The organism is Hydrogenophaga sp. 5NK40-0174, from assembly GCF_040372165.1.
Lineage (GTDB): Bacteria > Pseudomonadota > Gammaproteobacteria > Burkholderiales > Burkholderiaceae_C > Hydrogenophaga.
Genome location: NZ_BAABWG010000005.1, coordinates 36,008 through 62,562 on the forward strand (window position 1 = coordinate 36,008; position 26,555 = coordinate 62,562).

Sequence of the window (26,555 nt, forward strand, 5' to 3'; positions counted from 1 at the left end):
AACCCATGACCTTCAACATCTCCGATTCGAGCGGCTTGCGACGCCCACTTCGTTGCGCGTGCATGGCGCTGGCCGTCAGCCTCATCGGCATTCAGGGCGTCTGGGCCCAGACTGCCTCCAAGACACGTCCGGGCAATGCTGGCGTGGTGGCATCCCATGAACTGCAGGCAGACGACACCTATCGGTATGCATCCAGCCCGGCTGCCATGTCTTTCGCCCGTGAAGTGGCTGAGCGCCGGCAGCTCGATGAAGCCTGGACGCTTCAACTGGTGGCAAAGGCCGAGCGACTGGACAGGGCGATCAAGCTGGTCACTCCTGCCCCTTCCGGCAAAGCCAAGAACTGGGCCGCGTATCGCGACCGATTCATCGAGCCCACGCGGATCGAAGCCGGCAAGCAGTTCTGGCTGGAAAACCGCGAAGTCCTGCAGCAGGTAGAACACAGCTATGGCGTTCCGGCCAGTCTGATCGTCGGGGTGCTGGGCGTGGAAACCCTCTACGGACGCCACACGGGGGGCTTTCGCGTCATCGATGCGCTGACCACGCTGGCCTTTGACTTTCCCGATGCCCACCCGCGCTACAGTGAGCGTCGAGCTTTCTTCCGTGGCGAGCTCGAGCAGTTTCTCCTCATGACCAGCCAAAATGGCCTCGACCCCCTGGCCATCGAAGGCAGCTACGCAGGCGCCATGGGGCTTCCCCAGTTCATGCCCAGCAGCTGGCGGCGCTATGGCGTGGACTACGACCACGATGGCAAGGTGGACCTGTTCAATTCACCTGCGGACATCGTCGCCTCGGTGGCAAACTATTTTCGCAATTTTGGCTGGCGCCCTGGCGTTCCTACGCATTACGAGGTCAGCGTCAGGCCCGGGAAGACAGACCTTCAGGCCTTGCTGGCACCCGACATCGTGCCCAGCTTCTCGCCCGCCAGCATGCAAAAGCTGGGCGCCGGCCTGGGCCCACAAGCCAAGTCGCATGAAGGCCCTCTGGCCCTGATCGAACTTGAAAACGGTGAGGATGCCCGCACCTATTACGCTGGTACCGACAACTTCTTCGCCGTCACCCGCTACAACTGGAGCAGCTACTACGCCATGGCCGTCATCGAGCTCGGCAAGGCAGTGGAAGCCCGGTTGCCGCCCGGGTAAGGCGCCAACCCAGCGCATGAAACAGCGTTTTCTCAAGTGGCTTCCCGACCGGGAAGCGGTCAGCAACAACCGCTGGTTGCGCTGGATGGGCCCGACCCTCCAGCATCCACGCCTGTGGCACATGAGCCGCAAGGGCATTGCATTGGGCTTCGGACTCGGCATCTTCTTCGGGCTGCTGATCCCGGTCGCCCAGATTCCGCTGTCAGCTGCTTCTGCTGTGGTCCTGCGTGCCAATCTGCCCGTGGCCGTGGCCAGCACCCTGGTGACCAATCCGGTGACCTTTGGCCCCGTTTACTACGGGGCATACCGGCTGGGCAAACGGGTGCTGGGCGAAGCACCACATCCCGGCGATGTTCCCCCGAAGCTGAAGGTCGCGCTGGAGTCGCGCGACATGCAAAAGGCCATCAAGGGCAAACCGGAGGCAAGCTTCACGGAGCGGCTGTCTGCATCCTGGCATTTCCTGCGCACAGTGGGCAAGCCTCTGGTGGTGGGGCTGGCGATCACTGCAACAGTCGGCGGGCTTCTGGCCTATGCGCTGACCAGTGCAATCTGGATTGCGGCCGTTCGGCTGAAGCGGCGCAACCGCCAGCGTGGCCGCATCAAGACCCGTTCAGCCTGACAACGGCACCAGCGAAGAATCGTTCTCGGGTGTGCAGACACTGATGCGCACCACCACTTCCATCGTCTCTTCCCCACCTCCCTGGCGAACGCCTTTGGTTGGAGGACACACGGTGTAGTCACTGGCAGTCGCCAACCTGATGTGCCGTTCGTCCGTCGGGCAGCGGTGCGTCACGTCCAGGCTCAGCCATTCGCGATGGTTCATGTCCAGGCAAACATCGGCCCAGGCATGGCTGGCCAGATCGGGCTCATTCTCTGCGTAGAAATAGCCGCTGACATATCGCGCCGGCAGACCCAGGCTCCGACAAACAGCCACCATCACATGCGCCTGGTCCTGGCATACGCCCAGCCCCCAGTCAAAAGCTTCCAGCGCAGTCGTGTCCACCTGGGTTCGGCCCTTGTTGTACTTGACCTTGTCGGCCACGGCTTCAGTCAGCACCACCAGGTCTGCCACGGATGGTGCCTGACGAGCATCCAGTGCTGCAGCCAGCGCCGGTACCATTTCACGCGCCCAGGCAGCCATGCGAGGGTGCGGCTCGGCATGAGGTGTCGACCTCAGGTAGAAGGCCGGATGCGGCACCTGCGGAGGGTCGATGAGACGCGAGACGCCGTGCGTTTGCACCACTCCCTTGGCGATCACGGCGATATGGCGAAGGTCCTGCTCGACATTCGCGGCCAGGCTGAAACTGTGCACATGGTTGCCGACGCCGTCTGGCTGCTCGTGCAGCGGCGAAGGGACATTCACATGCCAGCGCTCCACCGTCTGCGCAGCGCCGCTCATTGGCCACATGTGCAGGTTTTGCACCATGTACAGCAACGGCTCTGAATAGGCGTAGTAGGTCGAATGCTCGACGCGGAGTCTCATAGGCTGCGTTCAACGGAAATGGCGCAAGGGCCAGAGTGGGTCGCACAGCATGCCACAAGCAAGGACGGGCACTGTCGGGGCACCTGCCAGCCTCATGCGTTGGCTGGCATGAGAAAGTCCTGACTGATGCGAACGCCCAGTTCGTTGACCCTGTCCAGGAACTGCGTCAGGAAAGCGTGTAGGCCCGTGGCCAGTATCTCGTCAATGCGGGCGTATTGCAGGTCTGCCTTGAGCTTGCCTGCACGGCGCAAGGTCTCATGGGAGTGGTCGTTGGCCACTGCCACCAGATTGTTGACCACTTCGTTGAGACAGGCGGCCAGGCTACGGGGCATGTCGGGGCGGACGATGAGCAGCTCTGCCACACGCTCGGGGGTGATCACGTCGCGGTACACCTTGCGATACACCTCGAAGCCACTGACGCTGCGAAGCACAGCACTCCAGTGATAGAAATCGAAGTCGTGATCGGCCAGGTGCGCCATGCCGAAATAGTCGGATTGCGCCGCGTGGAACTTCACATCGAGCAGGCGGGCTGTGTTGTCAGCGCGCTCGAGGAAAGTGCCCATGCGGTAGAAATGAAAGGCCTCGTCCTGCAGCATGGTCCCGATGGCCACCCCTCGGGAGAGGTGGGAGCGGAATTTCACCCATTCGAAGAACTGGGCCGGATCGCGAGCAAACTCGCGCTGACGCAGCATGCGCGTGAGCTCGAGCCAGGTCTGGTTCTGGGTCTCCCACAGTTCGGTGGTCAGCGCGCCTCGCACAGCTCGGGCATTCTCCCTGGCGGCGCCCAGGCATGAGGCAATGCTCGACGGATTGCTTTCGTCGCACACCATGAAGTCCAGTACGTCCCGAGCCTCGATGGTGCTGCCGCGCGTCTCCAGGTACAGCGACTTGAGCTCGCTGATGGTGAGCAAGCCTTCCCAGCCCTGCAGCGCCATCTCTTCTGACTGTGGGAGCAAGGCGGTCTGGTAATTCACATCCAGCATGCGTGCAGTGTTCTCCGCACGTTCGGTGTAGCGGGACATCCAGAACAGGTGGTCAGCGGTTCTCGAAAGCATGATGGCGATCTTTCTCTATGTGTCCTGGTCTCGACTCTTGTCTTTTATCTTTTATCTTTTGTCTTTGGCTCTTGTCCCGGTTCTCGACCCTCAGTTCTCGAGCACCCAGGTATCTTTGGTGCCGCCACCCTGGGATGAGTTCACCACAAGACTGCCTTCTTTCAATGCCACACGGGTCAGCCCACCGGGCACCATCTGGACCTCGCTGCCCGAGAGCACAAAAGGCCGGAGGTCGATGTGTCGCGGCGCAACTCCGCTGTTGACGAAGGTAGGACAGGTGGACAGGCTGAGTGTCGGCTGGGCAATATACCCCTGAGGATTGGCTTTCACGGCCTTGCGGAAGGCTTCGATCTCCGCCTTGGTGGACGCTGGCCCCACCAGCATCCCGTATCCACCCGCGCCGTGGACTTCCTTGACCACCAGCTCATCCATGTGGGAGAGGATGTACTTCAGGTCTTCAGGTTCACGCCCCTGGTACGTCGGCACATTGCTGAGGATGGGTTTCTGGCCGAGGTAGAAATCAATCATCTTCGGCACATAGGCGTAAATGGACTTGTCATCGGCCACGCCGGTGCCCACCGCGTTGCAGATGGCCACGTTTCCGCTTCGGTACACCCCCAGCAAGCCGGCACATCCCAGGGTGGAATCAGGCATGAAGGCCAACGGATCGATGAAGTTGTCATCCACCCTGCGATAGATCACATCGACGCGGCGAGGGCCACGGGTGGTGCGCATGTAGACGAAATTGTCCCGGACAAAAAGATCCTGCCCTTCCACCAGCTCCACGCCCATCTGCTGCGCCAGAAACGCGTGCTCGAAGTAGGCGCTGTTGTACATGCCAGGGGTGAGCACCACCACGGTCGGCTCCGCCGTGGTGGCCGGGCTGACCGATCGCAGCGTCTCGAGCAGCATGTCCGGGTAGTGGGCCACAGGTGCCACGCGGTTGGCCCCGAAGAGCTCCGGAAACAGCCGCATCATCATGCTGCGGTTCTCCAGCATGTAGCTCACACCACTGGGGACGCGCAAGTTGTCTTCGAGCACAAAGTACTCGCCTTCCCCATCTGCATTGGCCGCGCGCACCAGGTCGATGCCGGCGATGTGGGAATAAATCTGGTGCGGCACGTCCACGCCCATCATCTCCGGACGGAACTGGTTGTTCTGGAAGAGCTGGTCGGCCGGTACGATGCCAGCGCGGATGATCTCCTGGTCGTGATAGACGTCGTGTATGAACCGGTTGAGCGCGGTCACGCGTTGCACCAGTCCCTGCTCGAGCGTCCGCCATTCCTGGACCGGAATGATGCGGGGAATCAGGTCAAACGGGATCAGGCGCTCGGTGCCCGAACCGTCTTCATCTTTCTCGCCGTAGACGGCAAACGTGATGCCCACCCGGCGAAAGATCATCTCGGCTTCTTCCTGGCGGGCAGCGATGACCTCCTCGGACTGCTGTGAGAGCCAATGCGCATAACGCGCATAGTGGGCACGGGTGTCACCGCCATCAGCGGTCATTTCGTCAAAGGCTTTGGGGGTCATTCGCACATTCTCCTGCACTCACTGCCTCGAGCAAGAACTGAGCCAGCACTGCATGGGCGTTTGGAGGATCGCCGTTGGCCATGAAGCCATACCCGCACAGAAAGGAGCTGACACGCCTGCTTCTCAGGCTGCCCATCATGGCACCATTTGGACTCACCTGAAAATACACTATGCCCCGAAATCGGGCATCTTGGCGAACCCGCCACAATAATTGACCTTGAGGCGCACCAAATGACTGGGTTTGCGAAGGTCGGCGCCCACAGTATCCCTGTTTTGGTGTGAGAATGACCTGAAGAACATTGGGCTGTCAGCAACCGTCTTCAGCCTGGACAGCTGATGAAGATACCAATGCTCTGGCTCAGGTCTTGCTTCAGATTTGCAGAGGTCTTCGCCAGCCCGGGAGGCCATTCGACGCCAAGCGTCTCAAGTCAGAATTCGTCATCATGGCCATTCATGTCGCGCTCAGTCACGTCACCCATTACCGGTATGACCGGCCCATCCAGCTCGGCCCGCAAGTCATCCGGCTGAGGCCGGCGCCGCATTGCCGATCAGAGATCCTGTCTTTCTCGCAGAAGGTCGCTCCAGGCGAGCACTTCATCAACTGGCAGCAAGACCCTTTCTCCAACTACCTGTCACGGCTGGTCTTCCCGGCGCCCACCACCGAGTTCAAGGTCAGCGTCGACCTGGTGGTGAAGATGGCGGTGCACAACCCGTTCGACTTCTTTCTCGAAGAAGCGGCAGAGACTTTTCCGTTCGACTATGACGAAGCCTTGCGCAAGGAACTGGCCGCGTACCTGCACGCGGCGCCGCCAACGCCCAGACTGAAGGCCTACCTGGACAAGATAGACCGGACTCCTCTGCGGACGGTGGACAAGCTGGTGCAAATCAACCAGCAACTGCATCAGGACATCGCCTACACCATCCGGATGGAACCCGGCGTCCAGACGCCCGAGCAGACCCTGACACTGGGCAGCGGGTCGTGCCGCGACTCGGGCTGGTTGCTCGTGCAGATGCTGCGCCACCTCGGGCTCGCAGCGCGCTTTGTCTCGGGTTACCTGATACAGCTGGCACCCGACGTGAAATCGGTCGATGGGCCCAGCGGTCCCGAAACGGACTTCACCGACTTGCACGCCTGGTGCGAGGTATTCCTGCCCGGGGCCGGATGGATCGGGCTCGACCCCACCTCGGGACTGCTCGCGGGAGAAGGCCACATTCCGCTGGCCTGCACGCCCCAGCCCTCCAGCGCCGCCCCCATCGAGGGTGCGCTTGACGAATGCGAGGTCAGCTTCAGCCATGACATGCACATCACCCGCATTCACGAGTCTCCGCGGGTGACCAGACCTTACTCGGAAGACCAGTGGGATGCCATCGTCCGGCTCGGACACAAGGTGGACGATGCACTCGAAGCGGGTGACGTGCGACTGACCATGGGCGGAGAACCCACCTACGTCGCCACCAGTGACCGCGACGCGCCCGAATGGAACACGGACGCGTTGGGTCCGACCAAGCGCGGCTACGCCACCGAACTGCTGGACCGCTTGCGCGAACGCTACGGCGCAGGTGGCTTTGTGCACATGGGTCAGGGCAAGTGGTACCCCGGCGAACAATTGCCCCGCTGGGCCCTGTCTGCTTTCTGGCGCACGGACGGGCAGCCCTGCTGGCAAGACCCCTCTTTGCTGGCCGATGAACGTGACCCTGCGCAGTACACACAGGCGGATGCCGAGCGGTTCACCCAGACGCTTGCCCGTCATCTGGGCGTGTCGACCCAGTACATCACCGCAGGATACGAGGACACCTGGTACTTCCTGTGGCGCGAAAGAAGGCTACCTGTCAACGTCGACCCCTTCGACTCCAAACTCGACGACGAGCTCGAGCGCATCCGCCTGCGACGGGTGTTCTCGCAAGGGCTGGACAGCGTGGTGGGCTATGTGCTGCCCCTGCAGGTCCAGGACAAGGGCAAACTGCAAGGGCCGCGCTGGACCACCGGGCCCTGGTTCTTCCGTGACGAGCGCATGTACCTGGTGCCTGGCGACTCGCCCATGGGCTACCGCCTTCCACTGGACTCTCTGCCGTGGGTGTCCGAGGGTGACTATCCCTATCTGATTCAGGTCGACCCGCACAGTGCGCGCGATCCGTTGCCCAGTGGCGTTCCACTGCGCCACCAGCTGGATCCGCACCAGTTCGGTGGAGGTTTCGCAGAAGGCGGAACCGTCTCCCTGCAAGGTGCACAACCGCCAGAGAACGGACATGGACACGGGCAGGCGGGCGACGCCCCGTTCGAGCACCAGGGCACCCCGCCTGCGGGCACAGGGCCGGCCCAGACGGTCAGCGCACGCTTCCCCCAGCGTGGCGAGTCTGCCGCCTGGCTGACGCGCACCGCCTTGTGTGTCGAAGCACGGGACCCCCAGCGCGCCAACGGCCCGAAGGCAGAACGACGCCATGGCGGCAAACACCAGCACCTGTATGTCTTCATGCCCCCGATGGCGCGGCTCGAAGACTATCTGCACCTGCTTGAAGCCGTCGAGTCCACCGCCCGCAAGCTGAATATCCCGGTCGTGCTCGAAGGCTACCCGCCACCACGCGACCCCCGGATGAAAATGCTGCAGGTCACGCCCGACCCTGGCGTGATCGAGGTGAACATCCATCCCTCCTCCAGCTGGGACGAGCTGGTCGAACGCACCGAGTTCCTGTACGAGGCCGCTCACCAGACCCGCCTGTGCGCTGAGAAATTCATGACCGATGGCCGCCACACGGGCACGGGAGGGGGCAACCACTTCGTGCTCGGCGGTGCCACCCCGGACGATTCACCGTTCCTGCGCAAGCCAGAGGTGCTCGCCAGCCTGCTCGCCTGCTGGCACAACCACCCATCCCTGTCCTACCTGTTCTCAGGCCTGTTCATCGGCCCCACAAGTCAGGCGCCTCGTGTGGATGAAGCGCGCAATGATCAGGTCTATGAGCTGGAAATTGCATTGGAGCAGATCGAGCGCAGTCGTCGAATCCATGGCTCGCACCTGCCTCCGTGGCAGGTGGACCGGGCGCTGCGAAACATCCTGATCGACGTCACAGGGAACACCCACCGCAGCGAGTTCTGCATCGACAAGCTCTACTCGCCGGACAGCAGTACCGGCCGGCTGGGACTGCTGGAACTCAGGGCGTTCGAGATGCCGCCGCATGCCCGCATGAGCGTGGCTCAGCAGTTGCTGATTCGCGCGCTGCTGGCTCGCTACTGGACGCAGCCCTGGCGCTCGCCACTGACACGCTGGGGCACCGAGCTGCACGACCGCTTCCTGCTGCCGAGCTTCATCCGCATGGATTTCGAGGATGTGCTTGCCGACCTTGCCAATCATGGCTTCGAGTTCGACATGAGCTGGTTTGCCCCGCACTTCGAGTTCCGCTTCCCCTTGCTCGGTCAGCTCTCCTCGCACGGGATGAACATGGAGCTGCGCATGGCGCTGGAGCCATGGCATGTGATGGGCGAAGAAGGCGCTGCCGGTGGCAATGTCCGGTACGTCGATTCATCTCTGGAGCGAGTCGAGATCAAGGTGAGCGGGTTCAACGATTCCCGCTACCGGATTTCCTGCAACGGTCGAACCGTTCCGCTGCAACCCACCGGGGTGGCCGGCGAGTGGGTGGCTGGCGTTCGATACAAGGCATGGAACCCGCCCTCGTCTCTCCACCCCTCTATCGGCGTGCACACGCCCTTGACATTCGATTTCGTGGACAACTGGCTGCAGCGTTCCGTGGGTGGCTGCCAGTACCATGTCTCACACCCCGGTGGGCGAAACTACGAGACGTTTCCGGTCAATGCCTATGAGGCAGAGAGTCGCCGCCTCTCACGCTTCTTCCGGATGGGGCACACGACGGGTCGCATGCCGCTGCGCCACGCCCCTGTCAACAAGGAATTCCCCTTCACCCTCGACATGCGCACACCGGTCTGAAGCGGCTGCCAGCCGTTCGTGATACCGTCTGGCCGTGAACCCGACGCCCCCACCCGATTCGCTGTTCGACGACCTTGGCCCGCTGTCACCGAGTGACTGGGCCGAGTCCGTCCACGTGCCTGCCGATGCAGGGCACTATGACGAGTTGCGCGGACGGTCCCAGGGTATCGAAGGCATGCTCGCACCCCATTGGGAACGCTTCTTCGAGCATGTGGGCATGGACGGCCTGGCCGACCTGTCCCGCCGCCAGGACAACCTGAACCGTCAGTTGCGCGACAACGGCGTCACTTACAACGTCTACGCCGAGACGACAGGAGAGCAACGACCATGGTCGCTTGACCTGCTGCCCATGATTCTCTCCACGGAGGACTGGGCGCAGATCGAGGCCGGCACCCTGCAAAGAGCCCGTTTGCTCAACGCCATGATGGGCGACATCTACGGCGAGCGGCAGTTGCTCAAAAAGGCCTTGCTGCCACCAGCACTCGTGCTGGGGCACTCGGGCTATTTGCGCGCCATGCAAGGCATTGATGCCCCAGGGCAAACGTGGCTTCCCATCGTGGCCTTCGACCTGGCCAGGGGACCAGACGGGCGCTGGTGGGTGGTGAGCCAGCGGACTCAGGCCCCCTCTGGCCTGGGCTACCTGCTGGAGAACCGCATTGCTGTTTCGAGGCAGTTTCCAAGGGCTTTCGCAGGCCTGCGCATCCAGCGCCTGGCCGCCAGCTACCGAGACTTTCTTGGCGCATTGCGCAGCCTCACGCCGCAAGGGCCCGACGCCCACGTTGCCCTGCTGACACCCGGGCCTTACAACGAGACCTACTTCGAGCAGGCCTACCTTGCCCAATACCTGGGTGTCTCTCTCGTCGAAGGCAACGACCTGACGGTCAGGGACCAGCGCCTGTTTCTCAAGACCCTCAAGGGCCTGGAGCCTGTCCATGCGCTCATCAAGCGCGTGGATGATGCCTGGGTAGACCCGCTGACCTTCCGCGCCGACTCTGCGCTGGGCGTGCCGGGGATTGTGGGCGTACTGCGCGCGGGCAATCTCGCGATGGCCAACATGCCCGGCTCTTCCCCTCTGGAGTCTTCGGCAATACTGGGTTTTCTGCCCGGCGTCTGCGATCACTTGTTGGGCGAGTCACTCCTGTTGCCTTCCCTGGCCACCTGGTGGTGTGGAGAAGAAGCGTCACTGAATTCCGTGCTGCCTCAACTGCGCAAGGGCGTGATCCGCAACACCTACCCTGACAGGGACAACGCGGCTGTCATGGGGCGGCGCCTGACGCCTCAGCAAATCGATGAATGGACGGGGCGAATGGTGCGCTCCCCGGACAACTACACGGTACAGGAATGGCTGCCCTTGCCGCAAACCCCCACCTGGACGGACGCTCAGCTTGTGCCCAGGTCGGCAATGCTGCGCGTGTTCGCGCTTTGCCGTGGGCCCGGGCAGTGGCAAATCCTGCCCGGCGGAATGGTACGGATCGCCAGGCGTGGTCAGCTCATTGCCACCATGCAGCGTGGCGGAAGCAGTGCCGACTGCTGGGTCATGACCGAAGGCCCTGTCGACCACACCAACATGCCTGCGACCATGACTTCGACCATGGAGGTCGCCAGCAGCCAGCGAGTGGTCACCAGCCGGGTGGCCGAAAACCTTTTCTGGCTCGGGAGGTACACAGAGCGGGCGGAGAACAGCATCCGGCTCGCCCGTGTGTTGCTGGAGCAGCTGGCAAGCGAAGAGGCCAGCTCAGAGGCCCTGCTGCTCTGGATGGACGCAACAGCGCGTGAGGCTTCGCTCGTCCTGCCGGATGTGCCTTCAGCCATTGCCTCGCCTCGCGTCTTTGCCCGCGCACTGGTGGCCAACCTTTGTCCGCCAGGCGGACAACCGCATGCCGACCTGAGCATGAGTGTCGGTAGCCAGCTGCGCAGTCTCAAAGCCGCTGCCAGTCAGGTGAGGGATCGGCTCTCTGCGGAGCACTGGCACCTGATCGCGCGCTGTGAGGCCGGCTTTGCCGGTGACCTGGACGGCATTGACAGCGACTCGTCGTTTGCCATCAATGAAGCCATCGAAGCCTTGCAAAACGCCAGCGAGTTGCTGGCGGCCATCACCGGCTCTCAAACCGACCGCATGGTGCGGGACGATGGATGGCGCTTGCTGTCGATCGGTCGCCACATTGAGCGGATTCTCTGTCTGTCCCAGTCCATGCGCCATGCGCTGGCCTCGCAGAGCATCCAGGACGCGGCAGGTTTCGACGCGCTCGTCGCGCAGTTTGACAGCACGATCACCTTTCACGCCCAGTTCCAGCAGCGCAGGGATATTGTGGCCCTCGTCAGCCTGCTGGTGCTGGACCCTGACAACCCCCGGTCACTGGCCTGGGTGGTCAGAACCCTGCGGACCCGCCTGGGCAAATTGGCCAACAGCGAATCCGTGCAGGACAGTACCCTGGGGCAAAACCTGCCGCAGCCTTCGAGCTGGGAACTGCCTGAACTGTGCAACTGGGAGCGCCAGCCTGATGGTCAGCGCGTCTGGCGGGCACTGATGGAAGTGATCGAACAATGCGAGGCGTCTGCGTGGAGCCTGTCCGAGTCCATATCCGCGCTGCATTTCAGCCATGCCGACAATCGGCTCAAATCGCTGGGAGCATGAGGCAACATGGAACTGCGCGTCCTGCACCACACACGCTATGACTATCAGGGGACGGTCAACATGGCCCAGCATCTGGTCCACCTCTCCCCTCTGGACCGCCCGTCCCAGACCGTCTCGAGCCACGACCTGAGCTTTGAACCTGCGCCGGCCTTTCGCGTGGACAGGATCGACAGCTTTGGCAACCACCAGACCACGATCACTGTGCAGGCGCCACATGAAACGCTGGATGTGGTCGCCGACTCCCTGGTGACCACCCGCATCGTCCCGCCGCCGTCCGATTTCGAACAGGTGACTGCCATGACCTGGGAGTCGGTGCAGGAGCGCTTTCGCTACCGACTGGGCGCCCCATACGATCCGGCAGTCGAGTTCGCGTTTCCCTCTCCCATGGTGCCCAGGGCGGAAGCGCTGGCAGATTTTGCCCGCGAAGTGTTCACGCCCGGTCGGCCCATACTGGAGGCCGCCGTCGCGCTCATGACCCACATTCACACGCACTTTGCGTACGAGCCTGCGAGCACCGACATCACCACCCCCGTCTTGCAGGCACTGGAACAGCGCAAAGGTGTGTGCCAGGATTTTGCGCACATCATGCTTGGCTGCCTGCGCAGTCTGGGCCTGCCGGCCCGGTACGTCAGTGGCTACCTGCTCACCCACCCCAAGCCGGGCCAGCCGCGACTGGTGGGCGCAGATGCTTCGCATGCCTGGGTCTCGCTGCACTTGCCAAGCCTTGAACCGGATGATGCTACTGGCAACGCTCCACACTGGGTGGACCTGGACCCGACCAACGACCGCTGGGGTTACGCCAGTCCGGGTGAAGACTATGTGACTCTCGCAGTAGGGCGGGACTTCTCGGATGTGTCGCCCATGCGCGGCGTGATTCAGGGAGGAGACCAGCACACCCTGGACGTCGGCGTGACGGTGGCGCCACCTTCTGAATGGCCCGCAGCGGACGCAACGCCACCCGAACCTGCCTAACGTCGGTGCCAGTAGCGCCGGTCCATGGTGCGCTGACACACCACTTCCAGCGGCTCGGTGCTTCTCCAGAGCGCTGCGCCACATTGCGGCGTGGAGTACCAATTCATGTCTCGCGCTTCATAGCGCCGAACAACTCTCGTAGACGGGTGTCGAAACGGGTTGAGGTAACCGGCCTGCACGATCACCGTGTGCGCTTGCACAACATTGAGAAAGGCCGGGCTGGACGAAGTGTGACTCCCATGGTGTGGAGAGAGCATGAGCCCTGCCCTCAGGTCAGGCCGATCCGATATCATGCGCAATTCCCGCGCCTGGTCCATGTCGCCGGTGAGCAATGCCGATCGCGGACCGGGCACGCCAACCATCAGCACACACGACATGGCATTGGACGAAAGGCGGGGCTTGCCCAACTCCCCATGGTCCTCGGGATACGGGTTGAGCACCTCGAACCGCACGCCATCCCATTCCCAGCCCTGACCTGCGTGACATCTGGTGCCGGTCTTGCCCGTTGGCGACGCTCCCAGCCACAGCGCATCTGGAAACGATGCGGCCACTGCAGCGGCACCCCCTGCATGATCCTTGTCGGCATGACTGACCACCACCGCATCCGGCGCCACACCCATGGCCTGCAAGGTCGGCACGACGATGCTGCGGCCTCCATCACCTCCACCGGGATAAGCCGGCCCCGTGTCGAACAGCAGACTGTGCGATGCCGTTCGCACCAGAACAGCGCTGCCCTGCCCGACATCAAGCGCGAGCAGCTCGAACTCGCCATGACCTGGCGAGTGGGGCATCCACAGCAACGCTGGCCACGCCAGCAGTGCCCCGGCCATGCGCATCGGCAGGGGCCAACGGATGGCAGCCAGCACGCCGCCCGCCACTGCCAGAGCGGCCAGTGCAAACGGCGCGCGCGGGAGAAAGATGGTCGCCCATGAGAAGCTCGCTGCCCAATGCAGAAGATGCAGCATCCCATCCACTGACACGGCTGCCAGATGCCACAAGGGTGCCAGCACCACACCCAGCAGCGCCAATGGCGTGACGACGAGCGTCACCCAGGGTATGGCGAGCAAATTCACCATCAAACCCACCACGGAGAACTGACCGAACAGCATCAAGCCCAGCGGAGCAAGCGCCATGGTCACGACAGCCTGCTCGCGCAAGAGACCAAAGCCAGCGCGCCATGCCCTGACCGGCACGGACCTCACGACCGGCTCCTGCGCCTGCCCGCGATCGACATCGTTGCCCGGGTCTGCGGCAAACAGCATGCCCACCGCCACAAAGCTGAGCCAGAATCCGGATTGAAGCAGTGCCCAGGGGTCGAGCACCACCACACAACACATGGCGACCATCCAGGTCAGTCCCCAGGGCCAGCGCCCACGGAGAAGGCGCAGCCCCATCATGACCGCCAGCATCAACAAGGTGCGCTGGGCGGGAACACCCCAGCCGGAAAACACCGCATAGGCGGTGGCGAGCATCAGCCCGCCCCAGGTGCCGGCTGACGGTGCCGGGACAAGCATGACCGCTTCAGGCCACCGGTACGCCAGGCCTCGCCACATCCATCGCACCAACCGGACGGCGCACCAGGCAAACAAGGTCACATGCAAACCGGAGATGCTCATCAGATGAGAGACGCCTGTGACACGAAACAGGTCCCAGGCATTCACAGACAAGGCAGCCTGATCGCCCACCACCAGGGCGGCAAGCACGCCCGCCTGCGCCGCATCATCGACCCGGGCCAGAATGCGGTCGCGCGTCCAGAGCCTGGCGCGATCAAACCAGTGCCCGCGTGTCTCTTGAAGCAACGCGGGCGGCAGTGCAGAACGCCCTGCCTGCACACTTCCCCTGGCGCCAATGCCTTGCGACCAGAACCAGCGCTCGCGGTCGAAGCCGTGAGGGTTCATGGCACCGTGAGGCGCCTTGGCACGAACTTGAAACCGCCATACCTGTCCAGGAACCACGGCAGCGGGCAGCGCCTGCCCATACCAGCCCAGCAGCCATTGGTCCGGAACGCGAACGGCACGATCGCCGTCAACCGCCTCTCTCACTTCGAAACCGAACCGCAGACCCTGGGCCGAGCGCTGAGGCAGGCCGGTGATCACACCCGTGAGCACCAGAGAACGCCCCTCCAGCTCGGGCGACAATGACTGCGCATCGTACGCAGCAGCTCGCAGCCCGGTACAGGCTGCCGCCAGCATGGCAGCGCTCAGCAGCACTGCGGGCGCCCATCGAGTTTTCAGGGCCAGGCCTGCCATGAGCAGCGCCACGATCGCGGAGACGCCATAGATCGCCGGGGGCCACAGATACGCCTGCTGCAACTGTGCCGCCGTCCCGGCAACCCAGCCCAGCATGCCCCAGCCACTCAGCATCGCTAGCGTGCTGCGCCTTCTTGACATCCCCTGCCTTCCCTGATCGTTCTTCGCTTGTGCTGGCTCGCCTGATTTCCATTGGCGTCCAGGCCGCATGATGTCCAACGGACCGCGGCCACACAACCTCAAATTGAGGCGATCAGAAAAGAGGGGGCAGAAAGTGGGATGCCCCGGCGGTCCTCACCGCTGCGCCGGGGCCACATGTCAGCGCGACGGCCGCTCTTTGTCCGGCGTTGACTCGGTAGATGGTTTGGCCGATGGCTCGGCAGTGCCTCCCCATAGCGCAGGCAGGATTGGGGTATCGCCTGGCAGCCAGGCGGGGCGCCCGCCGGCCTCATACCGGTCGTGTTCGTCCTTGTACATCGCGAGCAGGTCTTCCACCGAAGACCAGACGCCATAGAGGTGCTCGAACTTGCCTGTCAGGCTCAGGAAGCCCTTGCACACCAGCTCTGCGTCGGTACAACCCCATCCGGCAGGGTTCATCACCATGCCGGACTTCATCACCGGATCGGTCACCATGCCGAACATGTTGGTGATGGCGGGAAAACGGGTGATGGTCTGGATCAGAGCCACGCGCAGCAGCAGACCGCCAAAAGCTGCGCCGCGCCAGTTCGGATGCACCCAGCCACCACCAAAGTACCCCAGCGTCTGGTTGCCGACCTCGGGGCCGGCGTCTGGCACCCAGTCACTCTCGACCAGGCCATAGCTGGCGCTGAAAAGCAGGCCCTGGCGAAGAGCGTCAGAGAGCTTGATGTCGGACTGAGCCACCTGCACCACGCGTCCGGCCAGGGTGGCAATGACCTCCGCGCCGCTGACCAGCGTCAGGCCGATGAAGTTGCGATTGCTCAGTGTCTCGCGATTGTGCTCTGGCGTGAACGGTGCCTGGGTGTAACCCATGCCGGTCCACTTCAGGTAGGCCTCGTTGAAAGTGTCGGGCTCGGTGGTGGTCACCACGCGAAGCTTGTGCGCGGTGAGGTGCCACAACTGGTGGCGCAGATAGGCTTGCAAAAAGCTGCGATCAATTCGAGCAGCGCTGGTTTGGGCTTGTTTTGTCATGTGCTGGCATCAATGGTCGGAACGCATTGTGTTCACGGCGCAGCCAGACCCTGCAGTCGTCCCCCGCTCCCGCACTGGCCCGGTCTCCTCTTGAGACTGTTGCAAACGCCCCCTGTCGGACTCCCTCTCTCCTCGACGAGCCCGGAGCGATTATGGAGGCTCAAAACCTCGCCGGTCGTTCAGGCACTGTCAGGTTCTGCAGGGTACCAGCTGGTTCCAGGACTCATGCCTCAGTTGCTATGGTTTTTTGCGCGGACGTCGCTGGGCTTGGGGCCCCCTGCCCTTGCCCTTGCTGTCCCGCAACGCCTTCTTGCGCTCGGCCCGCTCGGCATCTGCCTTTTGCCCTGCCGCCAGCCAGACATCAAATTCCTCCGGCGTTTCGAGTGTGATGCGTCCGGTATGCATGGCTCTAAAGTCACCGATGACCAGCTCCGCCGTCTTTTGCCAGTTGACTTTGCCGCCAGCGCCCAGTGCACCACGTTGGCGGCCGGCTGCTTCGAGCAGGTCTTCGTCCGGCGTTTCGGCCACTTCTTGCGATGGCAGGTCGAGCTTGTAGCGCTCGATCAGCAATTGCGGGTAGTGCTTCTTAAGACGGGCCAGCAGCTCCAGCGCCACTTCCTGATCGTCGTATGCGTTGCGCCCAACAGCTCCGCTGGCAGCCAGGTTGAAACCGCTCTCGGGAACAATGATCCTGGGCCACAACACTCCGGGCGTGTCGTAGAGGTAGAAGTCATCGGCCAGAACGATGCGCTGCTCATTTCGCGTGATACCAGCCTCGTCGCCGGTCTTCGCAGCGCGCTTGCCCATCAAGGTGTTGATCAGCGTCGATTTGCCGACGTTGGGAATGCCGCAGATGAGGACACGCACCGGCTTGAACATGCCCCCCCGCCCCGGCACCAAAGCCCGGCAGGCTTCTGAAATGGCCTTGGCTGGCGCTGACATGCCGGCATCGAGCGCAATGGCGCGTGTTTTCTCTCGGGCGTTGTAGTAGGCCAGCCAGCGCTCGGTCATGGCAGGGTCGGCCATGTCCTGCTTGTTGAGCACCTTGAGTGTGGGCTTGCCATGCGAGAGGTCCTGCAGCATGGGGTTGGCGCTGGAACCCGGCAGGCGGGCATCGAGCATTTCCACCACCACGTCGATCTCCTTGACCCGCTCGCCGATGGCCTTGCGGGTGAGGTGCATATGCCCGGGAAACCACTGAATGCTCATGAATGAAGACTGCTTTCTACTCAACAAATGACGTGCCACAATGGCCGGGGCCGCCTGCAACGGTGCCACCATACCAACCAGTGAGGAGACACATGAGCATCACCGTCAACATTGATCTGGGCTACGAATTCGACGTCAAAACCGACGCGTCCGAGGTGTTCGAGGTGCTCTCGGATGTGCCGGAATCTGTCAGCCATTTTCCCAAAGTTGAGGCGCTCACCGATATGGGGGGTGGTGTCTATCAGTGGGAGATGGAAAAAGTGGGGACCAAGCAGGTCAATTTGCAGACGGTGTATGCCAGCAAATACGTCAGCAAATTCGACAAGGCCAAGCAAACAGGGTCAGTGCGCTGGACCCCGGTCAAGGGCATCGGCAATGCCCTGGTGGGCGGCAACTGGAAGATCGAAGGCAAGAAAGGCTGCACGGGTGTGACCCTGGCCATTGAAGGCAAGGTCGAGGTGGCACTGCCATCGCTGATGAAAATGGTGGTTCAGCCCGTCGTGGAAGGCGAGTTCGAACGTCTGGTCGAACAGTACATCGACAACCTGATCGAACGATTCGGCGGCGAGGCCTGACCCGACAGATGGCCTGACCCGACAGATGGCCTGGCCCGCTCTCAGGCCTTGGCCAGGTGCTGGCGGAAGAACGCCAGCGTGCGCTCCCAGGCCAGCTTTGCCGCCGCCTCGTCAAAACGGGGGGTGGTGTCGTTGTGGAAACCGTGCTGGGTGCCGGGATAGCGGTAGGCGGTGTGGGGAATGCCCGCAGCCTTGAGGGCCGCTTCGTATTCCGGCCATCCGGCGTTGATCCGCTCGTCCTTGTCAGCGTAGTGGATCATGAGTGGCGCGGAAACCTTGGCCGCGTCAGCTGCCGGCGGATGGTTGCCATAAAACGGCACGGCGGCGTCCAGCCCTTCCACCCGCGTGGCCAGCATGTGCGCAATGCCGCCGCCATAGCAGAACCCGGTCACACCCACATGGCCGTTGACATCCTTGCGGGCGTTGACGGCGGCGTAGGCGGCAATGAAATCTTCCTGTGTCTTGTCGCGATCGAGCTGGCCAAACAATGCCCGGGCCTTGTCTTCGTCGCCAGGATAGCCACCCAGCGGCGTCAGGGCGTCGGGCGCGTAGGCCAGAAAGCCCTCGAGCGCAAAGCGGCGCGCAATGTCTTCGATATGCGGATTGAGCCCACGGTTCTCGTGCACGACCAGAACTGCGGGCCACGGGCCGTCACCCTCTGCCGGCCGGGCCACATAGGCCTTGACCTGCCCGTTGCCCTTGGGTGAATCGAAGGTTTCGGTCGCGGTTCTGATCCGCTTGTCGTCTTCTGCCACAACCTGCGCTTCGGCAAAGCGAGGATTGAGCGCTGCAAGCAGGCCTGCAGCCGTCATGCCACCGACAGCAAAACGTCGCGCCTTGCCCAGGAAGCCTCGCCGGTCCAGGTCGCCATGCACATAGGCATCAAACAGCACCAACAGTTCCTGATCGAAATCGGCAGCAGTCAGACGGCTCATGGCGGCTCCTCGGCAAAATGGCAGGGCTTGCCAGCTTAGCCGCAACTGGCCCCAAGCGCCGCAGCTCTCAACGCAAAACGAGTGTCAATACGTAACCGCTGGCTGCTACGCCATTGCGACGGCCGGCTTGCCCAGGCGACTGGAAGAGACGTACTCCTGCCGGTACACCTCAAACGGAAGCGAATCCGATGCTTCTGTCATGCGCTGGTCGAGCATGGACCGCTCTGCCAGGGCTTCGTAGTAGGCCTGCTCCGCATCGGTCCAGTCCAGCCCGGCAATGTGCTCGAAGTTCTGCAGCGACTGCCCCAGGGCAAACGAAACGAAATTGTCCGAATGGGCGTTGTGGACCGCGTCCAGCACGCGTGCGGACGGCAACTCGACAGGCGTGTTCCAGCGATGTGTTGCGCGCTCCACCGCCTGCTGGTGGTCATTCCCACCATGCAGTGCATCAAGCCGAGCGGCCAGCGGCGGCAAGGCTTCCAGAATGTCGGTGCCCCATTCACGAAGCGAAACCTCCTGGCCATCGCGGCTGAGCTTCAGACCGGGCTCACGCCCACGCTCAGCCGTCAATTGCTGGTTGTGAGTCAGGTCCAGGATTTCTTCCGGACTGTCCGGTGGACTGTCACTGAGCAGGCAATACAGCAGGAAGACATCGATGAAATGCAGGGTCGCCGCATCCACGCCAATGGCCTCGAACGGATTGAGATCGAGCAGTCGCACCTCGACATACTCCACGCCCCTCTCGCGCAAGGCATGCAGCGGACGCTCGCCAGGAAAGATGGTGCGCTTGGGTCGGATGGTGCCGTAGAACTCGTTCTCGATCTGCAGCAAGGTGGTGGCCAGCTGGTTGTAATCACCACCCGGATTGCGTATGCCGACGTTCTCGTATGCCGGCCACGGACGCGTCAAAGCGTCGTGCAGCGACGCAGCATAGCCTTCAAGGCCGTTGTAGCTGACGGTGAGCGAAGCCTGGGCTTCACTTTGATAACCCAGCCGCCCCATCCGCAGTGTCGTGCCGTAGGGCATGTGCAGGGTCTTGGTCTTGCCCAGCGGCTGCAAGGCGTGCTCGCGCCCTTCCACAAAAGACCCGCACACCGCCGGGGACGCACCGAAAAGCGTCAGCAGCACAAACGCGTGGCGCCGGAAGTTGCGGATCAGCGCGAAATACTCCTGGTTGCCCAGGCCGGGCATGGACCAGTTGTAGTGAATCCCGGAAATGGTCTGCATGCGCCGCCCATAGCGATGCCCCAGGCCCATGCGATAGACGCTCTTGGCACGGCCCACATTGGAGGAGCCGTAGCGCGCGATCGGAATGGTCTCATCCGTCGGCAAGCCGCAGGGCATGCTGAACCCCCACAACAGCTCGTCCCCGACCTTTTGCATGCTGCGCACCACGAACTGATGGGTTTCCCGAAGCTCGTCCAGGCAGGCCTCGACGCTACCGTGTACACCCGTGATCAGTTCCAGCTGGGATTCGCTGTAATCGGTGGTGATGCGGGGGTGGGTCAGCGGACTGCCCAGCGATTTCGGGTGGGGTGTCAGGGCCAGACGCCCGTCCGGCTGCACGCGCAGGCTCTCTTTTTCCAGACCGCGCCGCATGCCCAGCACACGTTCGGATCCCAGGCTGTCGAGCCTTTGCAGCAGTTGGTTCATGTGATTCTCGGAAGGTCGCACTGTCTGACGGACATATTGAATTCGCGGCTGACGTTAACACGCCTGCGCCAGCTCTGCTGACGATGGCAGCGAAGGCCGCACCGGGTGTGCCGGTGGTGTCATTTCACCCTGCAGTGCACGCGCAGATGGCGTATTGGCAGCCATGGATGCGTCCAGCCAGGCGCCCACTTTGTCGGGGTCATTGGTCAGCCGGATCGCGTCAAAAGCAGCCTGCGCTTCAGGGTAATGGCGCCGCATGTAGTTGAGCCACTGCTTCAGACGCCCTGCCCGGTGGCGCCGTTCGACCCGCTGGCAGACCTGTGACCAGAACACCCCCATGAGAGGCACGACGTCAGACCACGGTACATCGTCATGCCCCCTGATGGCCAGAGCCAGCCCCGGTCGGGTCACGATGCCGCGGCCAATCATGATCTGGTCGCATCCGGTCTCCAGCCGGCACTGCAGCGCATCCGCTTCGGTCCAGATTTCACCGTTGGCCACTACCCTGGCACGCATGTGCGACGGCAACACGGACTTCACCTCAGTCACCCGGTGCCAGTAGGCCGGAGGCTTGTAGCCTTGGGCTTTGGTGCGCGCATGGATGACCAGCTCATCCGCACCAGCCTCGCATATGGCCATGGCGCAGTCCTCAGCCACTGTGTCGTCGTTGTAGCCCAGGCGCATCTTGGCCGACACGATCGTGCCAGCCGGTACCGCCCGCCTGACTTCACTCACGATGCGCCCCACCAGCTCAGGCTCATCGAGCAGCACCGCGCCACCCCGGCTCTGGTTCACTGCCCGCGCCGGGCAACCAAAATTGAGATCAACGCCAAACGGGCTCAGTGCGGCCAGGCGAGCGGCATTGTCAGCCATGCAGGCAGGATCAGACCCCAGCAACTGGGGCCGCACCGGTGTGCCTGCGGCAGTGAGACCGCCGTTGTGCAGCTCAGGCACCAGCCGGTAGAAGCTCCTCGGCGGCAGCAAGGCCGTGGTCACCCTGATGAACTCGCTGACGCAACGGTCCACTCCGCCCACGCGTGTGATCACGTCACGCAGCGTCGCATCAAGCAGGCCTTCCATGGGCGCCAGCAGAATTTTCATGGGTGAGGGGTGAGGGGTGAGGGATGAGGTGTTGATTGAACGGATGGCCTCGTCCTGCAACAAGGCTCCCTGACGATCTATCGGCAATGAAGTGATTTTACGAAAGTACAACTTTGGTTGCTGATACAGCGGTTCGTCCGGTACCATCGAAAGGGCTTGAAGAAAAAAGCACGGCGAACCCAAACCCCAGGAAAATCAAAGCAATGAACAGTTCACACCTCCCCCATGTGACTGCACTGCGCAGAATGGTCGTCGCAACGACGCTCTGCGCCACCATGGTCAGCCTGCCTGCGCTGGCGCAAGACTCTACTCCCTCAGCGGCCTCGGCTCCTGCCGAAAAGCCCGCCACCAGCGCGGCAGCGGCCGCAGACACGGCCTCTGCCTCGGCACGCATCGGAACCGTCAAGCGCGTGGAAGGCGAGGTGCTCATCGGACGGGAGGGAGACATGCGCAAGCCTGCGCCTGGCGAAGGAATTCTGCTCAGCGATCGCCTGACCACTGGCAAGAACGGCGCCGCCAGCCTCATGCTCAAGGATGGCACTGTTCTCACCATGGGCCCCGACACCACCATGGACCTGAGCCAGTACGCGTTCGACAGCACCACGCAGAAGGGCAATTTTCTGCTCGATCTGCTTGAAGGTTCAGTGCGCGTCGTGACTGGCTTGCTGGGCAAGGCCAACCCCGATCTGTTCAAGGTATCCACCCCAACATCCGTGGTGGGCGTGAGGGGCACGGACTTCATCGTGGAGACACAGGAAAAATGAAGCACGTTCCCATGACCACTTTCTCTGCTGCTGACATTGGTCGTCCGACAGCCAGTTCCACCACCTTGCGAAGATTCACGACCGCAGCAGCCCTGGCCTCTGCGGTCTTGCTGGCCGCTTGCGCACCAGCGACCCGCGTGATCTTGCTGCCTCAGGCCGATGGCTCCCCTTCGGCCGTGAGCGTGACCACTGAAAAAGGCACGCAGGAGGTCAACAAACCGTACCAGACAGCCGAAGTCAGCGGGTCAGGAGGCTTGTCCAGCGGACAGTCCTCGGCTGAAGAAGTCAAGGAAGACTATGGTCAGATCCTGTCCCTGCAATTGCCTGATCCCGAGCGCTTCACGCTGCAATTCCAGCCCGGCACATCTACGCTGACACCCGAGTCCGAGGCACTTCTGCCCACCATCTTGCAGAAGGCGGAAGAACGCTCGGGCGGAGAGATCATCATCACTGGCCACACCGACCGCCAAGGCTCGCTAGAAGACAACGATGCCCTGTCGCTCAAACGCGCGCAGGCGATCCGCGAGCTGTTCATTGCACGCGGGTTCAAGGCCGAGCTGATCGAAGCAGTCGGACGCGGAGAACGGGAGCCCGCGGTTCCCACCGAAGACGACGTCGCTGAGCCGCAAAACCGCCGCGCTGAGCTTCTGGTTCGCTGACAGCGCAATCGATGGCCGGCGAGCACAGCCTCACCCGTGCCCTGCGAGACCTGCTGAGCAGGCGGCGCACGGGTGCGTTGGGCACAGTAGGCGAGGACGGGCTGCCTTTCGTGTCACTGGTGCCCTATGCCATCGACACCGACTCCGGCTCGCTGGTGATCCACATCAGTGGCCTTGCCGCCCACACCAGGAATCTGGAGCGCTGTGCCGACGCCTCCCTGATGGTCAGCGAACACGAGCCCGAGGACGGATCGCCCGTGCATGCCTTGCCACGGCTGACCCTGCAGGTCAGAGCGACCACGCCGGCCCAACCATCGCCAGCCCACACGACGGCTCGCTCAAGCTACCTGGACCGGTTTCCTGACGCTGCCCCCATGACCGAGCTGGGCGACTTCCGCTTCGTCACGCTCACCATCACTGGTGCTCGGCAAGTCGCCGGCTTCGGTGCAGCCAGAAGCCTTGGCGCCAGGGAAGTGATCGATGCCATCAAGCGCACGGCCCCTGCAGCCTGATTACACTCGGGAGCGTGACCCCGCCCCTGCCCCCGCTTCCGCCCCTGCCCGATCATTCCGTGCTCCATGCCGACGAGCATCTGCTGGTGCTGGACAAGCCCTCGGGCATGCTCTCTGTTCCGGGCCGGGGAGAGGACAAGCGTGACTGCCTGAGCGCTCGGGTGCAGCAACGATGGCGCGATGCTCTGGTGGTGCACCGGCTGGACATGTCCACCTCAGGCATTGTGGTCTTGGCACGCGGTCTGGACAATCAACGCAAACTCAGCGCCGCGTTTGCAGAGCGCAAGGTTCACAAGCAATACGAGGCAGTGGTGGGTGGCGAAGTGCACAACCCCATGCCTGACAACGGCTGGAACCTCATCGACCTGCCGCTGATCGTGGATTGGCCGAACCGTCCCCGCAGCAAGGTAGATCATGAGGCGGGCAAACCCAGCCAGACGCGCTGGCGTTTGCACGAGCGTCCTGCGGACATTTCTGGCACCACGAGGCTGCAACTCGAGCCCGTCACAGGCCGCTCGCACCAGCTGCGCGTCCACCTGATGAGCATTGGCCACCCCATCGTAGGCGATGAGCTCTATGCCGACGCTGCAACGCTGGCCCTGGCACCACGCCTGTTGCTCCACGCCTGTGCACTGTCCATTGCGCACCCTGCGTCCGGAGAGACCTTGCATTTCACCTGCACTTGCCCCTTCTAGGAAACTTGCTCCCATGAGCCAAGCCAACGCACCCACACAGACCTCTGTCCACCTGACCATTCTCACCGGCGCCTCGCGCGGCATGGGTCTGGCCATGGCCAGGCAACTGCTCGACCAAGGACACCATCTGCTGTGCCTGTCCCGAAACGAGAACGCCGAACTCACAGCCCACGCCCAGGCCTGCAATGGCACCCTGATCCAATGGTGTGTCGACCTCGCCGACCCGGCCCGTGTGCGCGAACGCCTGCAAAACTGGTTGGCCAGCCAGTCCACGGGGCATATCGCCTCGGCCACCTTGATCAACAACGCCGGCGTGATCCCCACCGTGGGGCCGCTCGGCCAGTGCCCTGCCGACGAACTCTCCAACGCCTTGCGCGTGGGCGTTGAAGCGCCCATGCAACTCACAGCAGGCTTTCTTGCAGCGACGCAGGTCTGGGTGAATGCCGCCTGGTCCGGCGCACGCAAGGTGCTGAACATTTCTTCAGGCCTGGGCCGGCGTCCCATGGCGGCCCAGGCCCCTTATTGCGCGGCCAAGGCCGGCATGGATTTGTTCACCCGCTGCTGTGCGCTGGAAGAGGCAGCCAAACCCAACGGCGCCAAGCTGGTGTCATTGGCTCCGGGCGTGATCGACACCGACATGCAAATCCAGCTTCGCGGCAGTGACGCCGCAGGCTTTCCCGACCGGCAACGATTCGTTGATCTCAAGGCCCACGACCAGCTCACCTCCCCGGCCGACGCCGCCCGAGCGGTACTGGGCTGGCTGGACCGCGCCGATTTCGGCGAAGAGCCCATTGCCGACGTGCGCGACGCCTGAGCGTGGCAGCGCAGCACAAATGCTGCAACGCAGGCGACACACGCCTAATGGACTTCCCTGACCCCCGGTCCGCCAGCGTCGGGGTAGCATGTGCAGTGCACAAAAATCCTTTGATTTGCATTGACCTGCTCGCCAGCCACATTGCGCTGGCGACGCACCCCCTGACCGTTTGAGGAGAGAGAACATGAGTCGAGAAGTTGTGGTTGTCAGCGCGGTTCGCACCGCCATCGGTACCTTTGGCGGAAGCCTCAAGGACATCCCGCCTACCGAACTGGGTGCGTTGGTGGTCAAGGAGTCGCTGGCCCGTGCCAAGACCGAAGGCAAGGACGTCGGGCACGTGGTGTTTGGCCATGTGGTCAACACCGAGCCCAAAGACATGTATCTCTCCCGCGTGGCCGCCATCGATGGCGGCTGCGCCGAAGGCACACCAGCCTTCAACGTGAACCGCCTGTGCGGCTCCGGCCTGCAAGCCATTGTCTCGGCCGCCCAGACCATCATGCTGGGTGACACCGACATCGCCATTGGCGGCGGCGCAGAAAACATGAGCCGCGCGCCATTCGCCAGCCTGAACACCCGCTGGGGCCAACGCATGGGCGACACCAAGATGATCGACATGATGGTCGGCGCCCTGCACGACCCCTTCCACACCATCCACATGGGCGTGACGGCAGAGAACGTGGCGGCCAAGTGGGGCATCAGCCGCGAAGACCAGGACAACCTGGCCGTCACCAGCCACAACCGCGCCCAGAAAGCCACGGAAGCTGGTTACTTCAAAGACCAGATCGTGCCTGTGGTGCAGCAGACCCGCAAAGGCGAAAAGCGCTTTGACACAGACGAGCACTTCCGCCCGGACGCCACGCTGGCGGACATGGCCAAGCTCAAACCCGTGTTCGTCAAGGAAAACGGTACCGTCACCGCTGGCAACGCCTCCGGCATTAACGACGCCGCCGCTGCCGTGGTGCTGATGGAAGCCAGCGTGGCCAAGGCACGCGGCCTGGCCCCTATGGCCCGCCTGGTGGCCTATGCCCATGCCGGCGTTGACCCGAAGTACATGGGTATCGGCCCCGTGCCTGCATCCAAGTTGGCGCTGGAAAAGGCTGGCCTCAAGGTGAGCGACCTGGACGTCATTGAAGCCAACGAAGCCTTTGCCGCCCAGGCCTGCGCGGTGACCAAGGATCTGGGCCTGGACCCTGCCAAGGTCAACCCCAACGGCTCCGGCATTTCGCTTGGCCACCCCATTGGTGCCACTGGCGCGCTGATCACCGTCAAGGCGCTTCACGAACTGCAGCGCATTGGCGGCCGCTACGCGCTGGTCACCATGTGCATCGGCGGCGGCCAGGGCATTGCTGCGATTTTTGAGCGAGTGTGAAACAGTCGCGTGCAAAAGTTTTGATTTGAGGCACATGACTGTGGACTGATGTTCCACAAACTCCGGGAAGTATGGTCGAATGGTTTAGCGTTAAGTAA

21 protein-coding genes are annotated in these 26,555 nt (G+C 62.8%); 12 read left to right on the forward strand and 9 right to left on the reverse strand.

Features of this window, described 5'->3' with window-relative positions; translation table 11 throughout:
* The first annotated feature begins 5 nt into the window (after nucleotides 1–5).
* The gene (gene mltB, locus ABWV89_RS16730) at nucleotides 6–1,139 is read left to right on the forward strand and encodes a lytic murein transglycosylase B (protein ID WP_353399445.1); all 1,134 of its coding nucleotides are present in this window, start codon (nucleotides 6–8) and stop codon (nucleotides 1,137–1,139) included.
* 16 nt (nucleotides 1,140–1,155) lie between these two features.
* The gene (locus ABWV89_RS16735; RefSeq protein ID WP_353399448.1) at nucleotides 1,156–1,758 is read left to right on the forward strand and encodes a DUF2062 domain-containing protein; all 603 of its coding nucleotides are present in this window, start codon (nucleotides 1,156–1,158) and stop codon (nucleotides 1,756–1,758) included.
* Here the strand turns inward: ABWV89_RS16735 and ABWV89_RS16740 are convergent.
* From ABWV89_RS16740 to ABWV89_RS16750, 3 genes are all read right to left on the reverse strand, one after another.
* Nucleotides 1,750–2,622, reverse strand: a complete 873-nt coding sequence (locus ABWV89_RS16740; protein ID WP_353399450.1) for a transglutaminase family protein — start codon at nucleotides 2,620–2,622, stop codon at nucleotides 1,750–1,752. The two genes, ABWV89_RS16735 and ABWV89_RS16740, sit on opposite strands and share 9 nt — an antisense overlap.
* A 92-nt stretch (nucleotides 2,623–2,714) precedes the next feature.
* Complete coding sequence (locus ABWV89_RS16745) at nucleotides 2,715–3,677, reverse strand: alpha-E domain-containing protein (RefSeq protein ID WP_353399453.1); 963 nt, start codon at nucleotides 3,675–3,677, stop codon at nucleotides 2,715–2,717.
* A gap of 90 nt (nucleotides 3,678–3,767) precedes the next feature.
* Nucleotides 3,768–5,207, reverse strand: a complete 1,440-nt coding sequence (locus tag ABWV89_RS16750; RefSeq protein WP_353399455.1) for a circularly permuted type 2 ATP-grasp protein — start codon at nucleotides 5,205–5,207, stop codon at nucleotides 3,768–3,770.
* Between the two features lie 443 nt (nucleotides 5,208–5,650).
* Between ABWV89_RS16750 and ABWV89_RS16755 the strand changes: the two genes are divergently transcribed.
* The 3 genes from ABWV89_RS16755 to ABWV89_RS16765 are packed head-to-tail and all read left to right on the forward strand — an operon-like array spanning nucleotide 5,651 to nucleotide 12,752.
* A complete protein-coding gene (locus ABWV89_RS16755; RefSeq protein ID WP_353399458.1) occupies nucleotides 5,651–9,145 on the forward strand; it encodes a transglutaminase family protein in 3,495 nt (1,164 codons plus the stop codon).
* 34 nt (nucleotides 9,146–9,179) lie between these two features.
* Nucleotides 9,180–11,780, forward strand: coding sequence for a circularly permuted type 2 ATP-grasp protein (locus ABWV89_RS16760; RefSeq protein WP_353399460.1), 2,601 nt, complete (start codon nucleotides 9,180–9,182; stop codon nucleotides 11,778–11,780).
* Between the two features lie 6 nt (nucleotides 11,781–11,786).
* Nucleotides 11,787–12,752, forward strand: coding sequence for a transglutaminase family protein (locus tag ABWV89_RS16765; RefSeq protein ID WP_353399463.1), 966 nt, complete (start codon nucleotides 11,787–11,789; stop codon nucleotides 12,750–12,752).
* Here ABWV89_RS16765 and ABWV89_RS16770 read toward each other — a convergent pair.
* The 3 genes from ABWV89_RS16770 to ylqF all read right to left on the reverse strand — a co-directional run bounded on the left by ABWV89_RS16770 (nucleotide 12,749) and on the right by ylqF (nucleotide 17,380).
* A complete protein-coding gene (locus ABWV89_RS16770; RefSeq protein ID WP_353399465.1) occupies nucleotides 12,749–15,115 on the reverse strand; it encodes a DNA internalization-related competence protein ComEC/Rec2 in 2,367 nt (788 codons plus the stop codon). The genes ABWV89_RS16765 and ABWV89_RS16770 overlap by 4 nt on opposite strands.
* Nucleotides 15,116–15,319: 204 nt before the next feature.
* Entirely contained in the window at nucleotides 15,320–16,171 is an 852-nt protein-coding gene (locus ABWV89_RS16775; RefSeq protein WP_353399468.1) for a hypothetical protein, read from the reverse strand.
* Between the two features lie 237 nt (nucleotides 16,172–16,408).
* A complete protein-coding gene (gene ylqF, locus ABWV89_RS16780) occupies nucleotides 16,409–17,380 on the reverse strand; it encodes a ribosome biogenesis GTPase YlqF (protein ID WP_353399471.1) in 972 nt (323 codons plus the stop codon).
* Nucleotides 17,381–17,472: 92 nt separating this feature from the next.
* Here ylqF and ABWV89_RS16785 point away from each other — a divergent pair, with 92 nt between their 5' ends.
* Complete coding sequence (locus tag ABWV89_RS16785; protein WP_353399474.1) at nucleotides 17,473–17,955, forward strand: SRPBCC family protein; 483 nt, start codon at nucleotides 17,473–17,475, stop codon at nucleotides 17,953–17,955.
* A gap of 41 nt (nucleotides 17,956–17,996) precedes the next feature.
* On the opposite strand, the gene ABWV89_RS16790 is transcribed toward ABWV89_RS16785, so the two are convergent.
* The 3 genes from ABWV89_RS16790 to ABWV89_RS16800 all read right to left on the reverse strand — a co-directional run bounded on the left by ABWV89_RS16790 (nucleotide 17,997) and on the right by ABWV89_RS16800 (nucleotide 21,644).
* Nucleotides 17,997–18,890 (reverse strand): dienelactone hydrolase family protein, encoded by an 894-nt coding sequence (locus ABWV89_RS16790; RefSeq protein WP_353399477.1) that lies wholly within the window; start codon nucleotides 18,888–18,890, stop codon nucleotides 17,997–17,999.
* A gap of 105 nt (nucleotides 18,891–18,995) precedes the next feature.
* Nucleotides 18,996–20,543 (reverse strand): glutamate--cysteine ligase, encoded by a 1,548-nt coding sequence (locus ABWV89_RS16795; protein ID WP_353399480.1) that lies wholly within the window; start codon nucleotides 20,541–20,543, stop codon nucleotides 18,996–18,998.
* A gap of 54 nt (nucleotides 20,544–20,597) precedes the next feature.
* Complete coding sequence (locus ABWV89_RS16800) at nucleotides 20,598–21,644, reverse strand: tRNA dihydrouridine synthase (protein WP_353399483.1); 1,047 nt, start codon at nucleotides 21,642–21,644, stop codon at nucleotides 20,598–20,600.
* A gap of 203 nt (nucleotides 21,645–21,847) precedes the next feature.
* On the opposite strand from ABWV89_RS16800, the gene ABWV89_RS16805 reads away from it, so the two are divergent.
* From ABWV89_RS16805 to bktB, 6 genes are all read left to right on the forward strand, one after another.
* Complete coding sequence (locus tag ABWV89_RS16805) at nucleotides 21,848–22,408, forward strand: FecR family protein (protein WP_353399486.1); 561 nt, start codon at nucleotides 21,848–21,850, stop codon at nucleotides 22,406–22,408.
* Nucleotides 22,405–23,067, forward strand: coding sequence for an OmpA family protein (locus tag ABWV89_RS16810; RefSeq protein WP_353399489.1), 663 nt, complete (start codon nucleotides 22,405–22,407; stop codon nucleotides 23,065–23,067). Before ABWV89_RS16805 ends, ABWV89_RS16810 begins: the two co-directional genes overlap by 4 nt.
* Nucleotides 23,068–23,078: 11 nt before the next feature.
* Nucleotides 23,079–23,579, forward strand: coding sequence for a HugZ family pyridoxamine 5'-phosphate oxidase (locus ABWV89_RS16815; RefSeq protein ID WP_353399492.1), 501 nt, complete (start codon nucleotides 23,079–23,081; stop codon nucleotides 23,577–23,579).
* A gap of 14 nt (nucleotides 23,580–23,593) precedes the next feature.
* Nucleotides 23,594–24,274 (forward strand): pseudouridine synthase, encoded by a 681-nt coding sequence (locus tag ABWV89_RS16820; protein ID WP_353399495.1) that lies wholly within the window; start codon nucleotides 23,594–23,596, stop codon nucleotides 24,272–24,274.
* Between the two features lie 13 nt (nucleotides 24,275–24,287).
* Nucleotides 24,288–25,088: an SDR family NAD(P)-dependent oxidoreductase gene (locus ABWV89_RS16825; protein ID WP_353399498.1), complete on the forward strand. Its 801-nt coding sequence runs from the start codon at nucleotides 24,288–24,290 to the stop codon at nucleotides 25,086–25,088.
* A gap of 184 nt (nucleotides 25,089–25,272) precedes the next feature.
* Nucleotides 25,273–26,457, forward strand: a complete 1,185-nt coding sequence (bktB, locus tag ABWV89_RS16830; RefSeq protein WP_353399501.1) for a beta-ketothiolase BktB — start codon at nucleotides 25,273–25,275, stop codon at nucleotides 26,455–26,457.
* Nucleotides 26,458–26,555: the final 98 nt, after the last annotated feature.

Coding starts and splice junctions, on each gene's coding strand:
- mltB (WP_353399445.1), top strand. CDS start 6: ATGACCTTCAACATCTCCGATTCGAGCGGCTTGCGACGCCCACTTCGT.
- ABWV89_RS16735 (WP_353399448.1), top strand. CDS start 1,156: ATGAAACAGCGTTTTCTCAAGTGGCTTCCCGACCGGGAAGCGGTCAGC.
- ABWV89_RS16740 (WP_353399450.1), bottom strand. CDS start 2,622: ATGAGACTCCGCGTCGAGCATTCGACCTACTACGCCTATTCAGAGCCG.
- ABWV89_RS16745 (WP_353399453.1), bottom strand. CDS start 3,677: ATGCTTTCGAGAACCGCTGACCACCTGTTCTGGATGTCCCGCTACACC.
- ABWV89_RS16750 (WP_353399455.1), bottom strand. CDS start 5,207: ATGACCCCCAAAGCCTTTGACGAAATGACCGCTGATGGCGGTGACACC.
- ABWV89_RS16755 (WP_353399458.1), top strand. CDS start 5,651: ATGGCCATTCATGTCGCGCTCAGTCACGTCACCCATTACCGGTATGAC.
- ABWV89_RS16765 (WP_353399463.1), top strand. CDS start 11,787: ATGGAACTGCGCGTCCTGCACCACACACGCTATGACTATCAGGGGACG.
- ABWV89_RS16770 (WP_353399465.1), bottom strand. CDS start 15,115: ATGCTGAGTGGCTGGGGCATGCTGGGCTGGGTTGCCGGGACGGCGGCA.
- ABWV89_RS16775 (WP_353399468.1), bottom strand. CDS start 16,171: ATGACAAAACAAGCCCAAACCAGCGCTGCTCGAATTGATCGCAGCTTT.
- ylqF (WP_353399471.1), bottom strand. CDS start 17,380: ATGAGCATTCAGTGGTTTCCCGGGCATATGCACCTCACCCGCAAGGCC.
- ABWV89_RS16785 (WP_353399474.1), top strand. CDS start 17,473: ATGAGCATCACCGTCAACATTGATCTGGGCTACGAATTCGACGTCAAA.
- ABWV89_RS16790 (WP_353399477.1), bottom strand. CDS start 18,890: ATGAGCCGTCTGACTGCTGCCGATTTCGATCAGGAACTGTTGGTGCTG.
- ABWV89_RS16795 (WP_353399480.1), bottom strand. CDS start 20,543: ATGAACCAACTGCTGCAAAGGCTCGACAGCCTGGGATCCGAACGTGTG.
- ABWV89_RS16800 (WP_353399483.1), bottom strand. CDS start 21,644: ATGAAAATTCTGCTGGCGCCCATGGAAGGCCTGCTTGATGCGACGCTG.
- ABWV89_RS16805 (WP_353399486.1), top strand. CDS start 21,848: ATGAACAGTTCACACCTCCCCCATGTGACTGCACTGCGCAGAATGGTC.
- ABWV89_RS16810 (WP_353399489.1), top strand. CDS start 22,405: ATGAAGCACGTTCCCATGACCACTTTCTCTGCTGCTGACATTGGTCGT.
- ABWV89_RS16815 (WP_353399492.1), top strand. CDS start 23,079: ATGGCCGGCGAGCACAGCCTCACCCGTGCCCTGCGAGACCTGCTGAGC.
- ABWV89_RS16825 (WP_353399498.1), top strand. CDS start 24,288: ATGAGCCAAGCCAACGCACCCACACAGACCTCTGTCCACCTGACCATT.
- bktB (WP_353399501.1), top strand. CDS start 25,273: ATGAGTCGAGAAGTTGTGGTTGTCAGCGCGGTTCGCACCGCCATCGGT.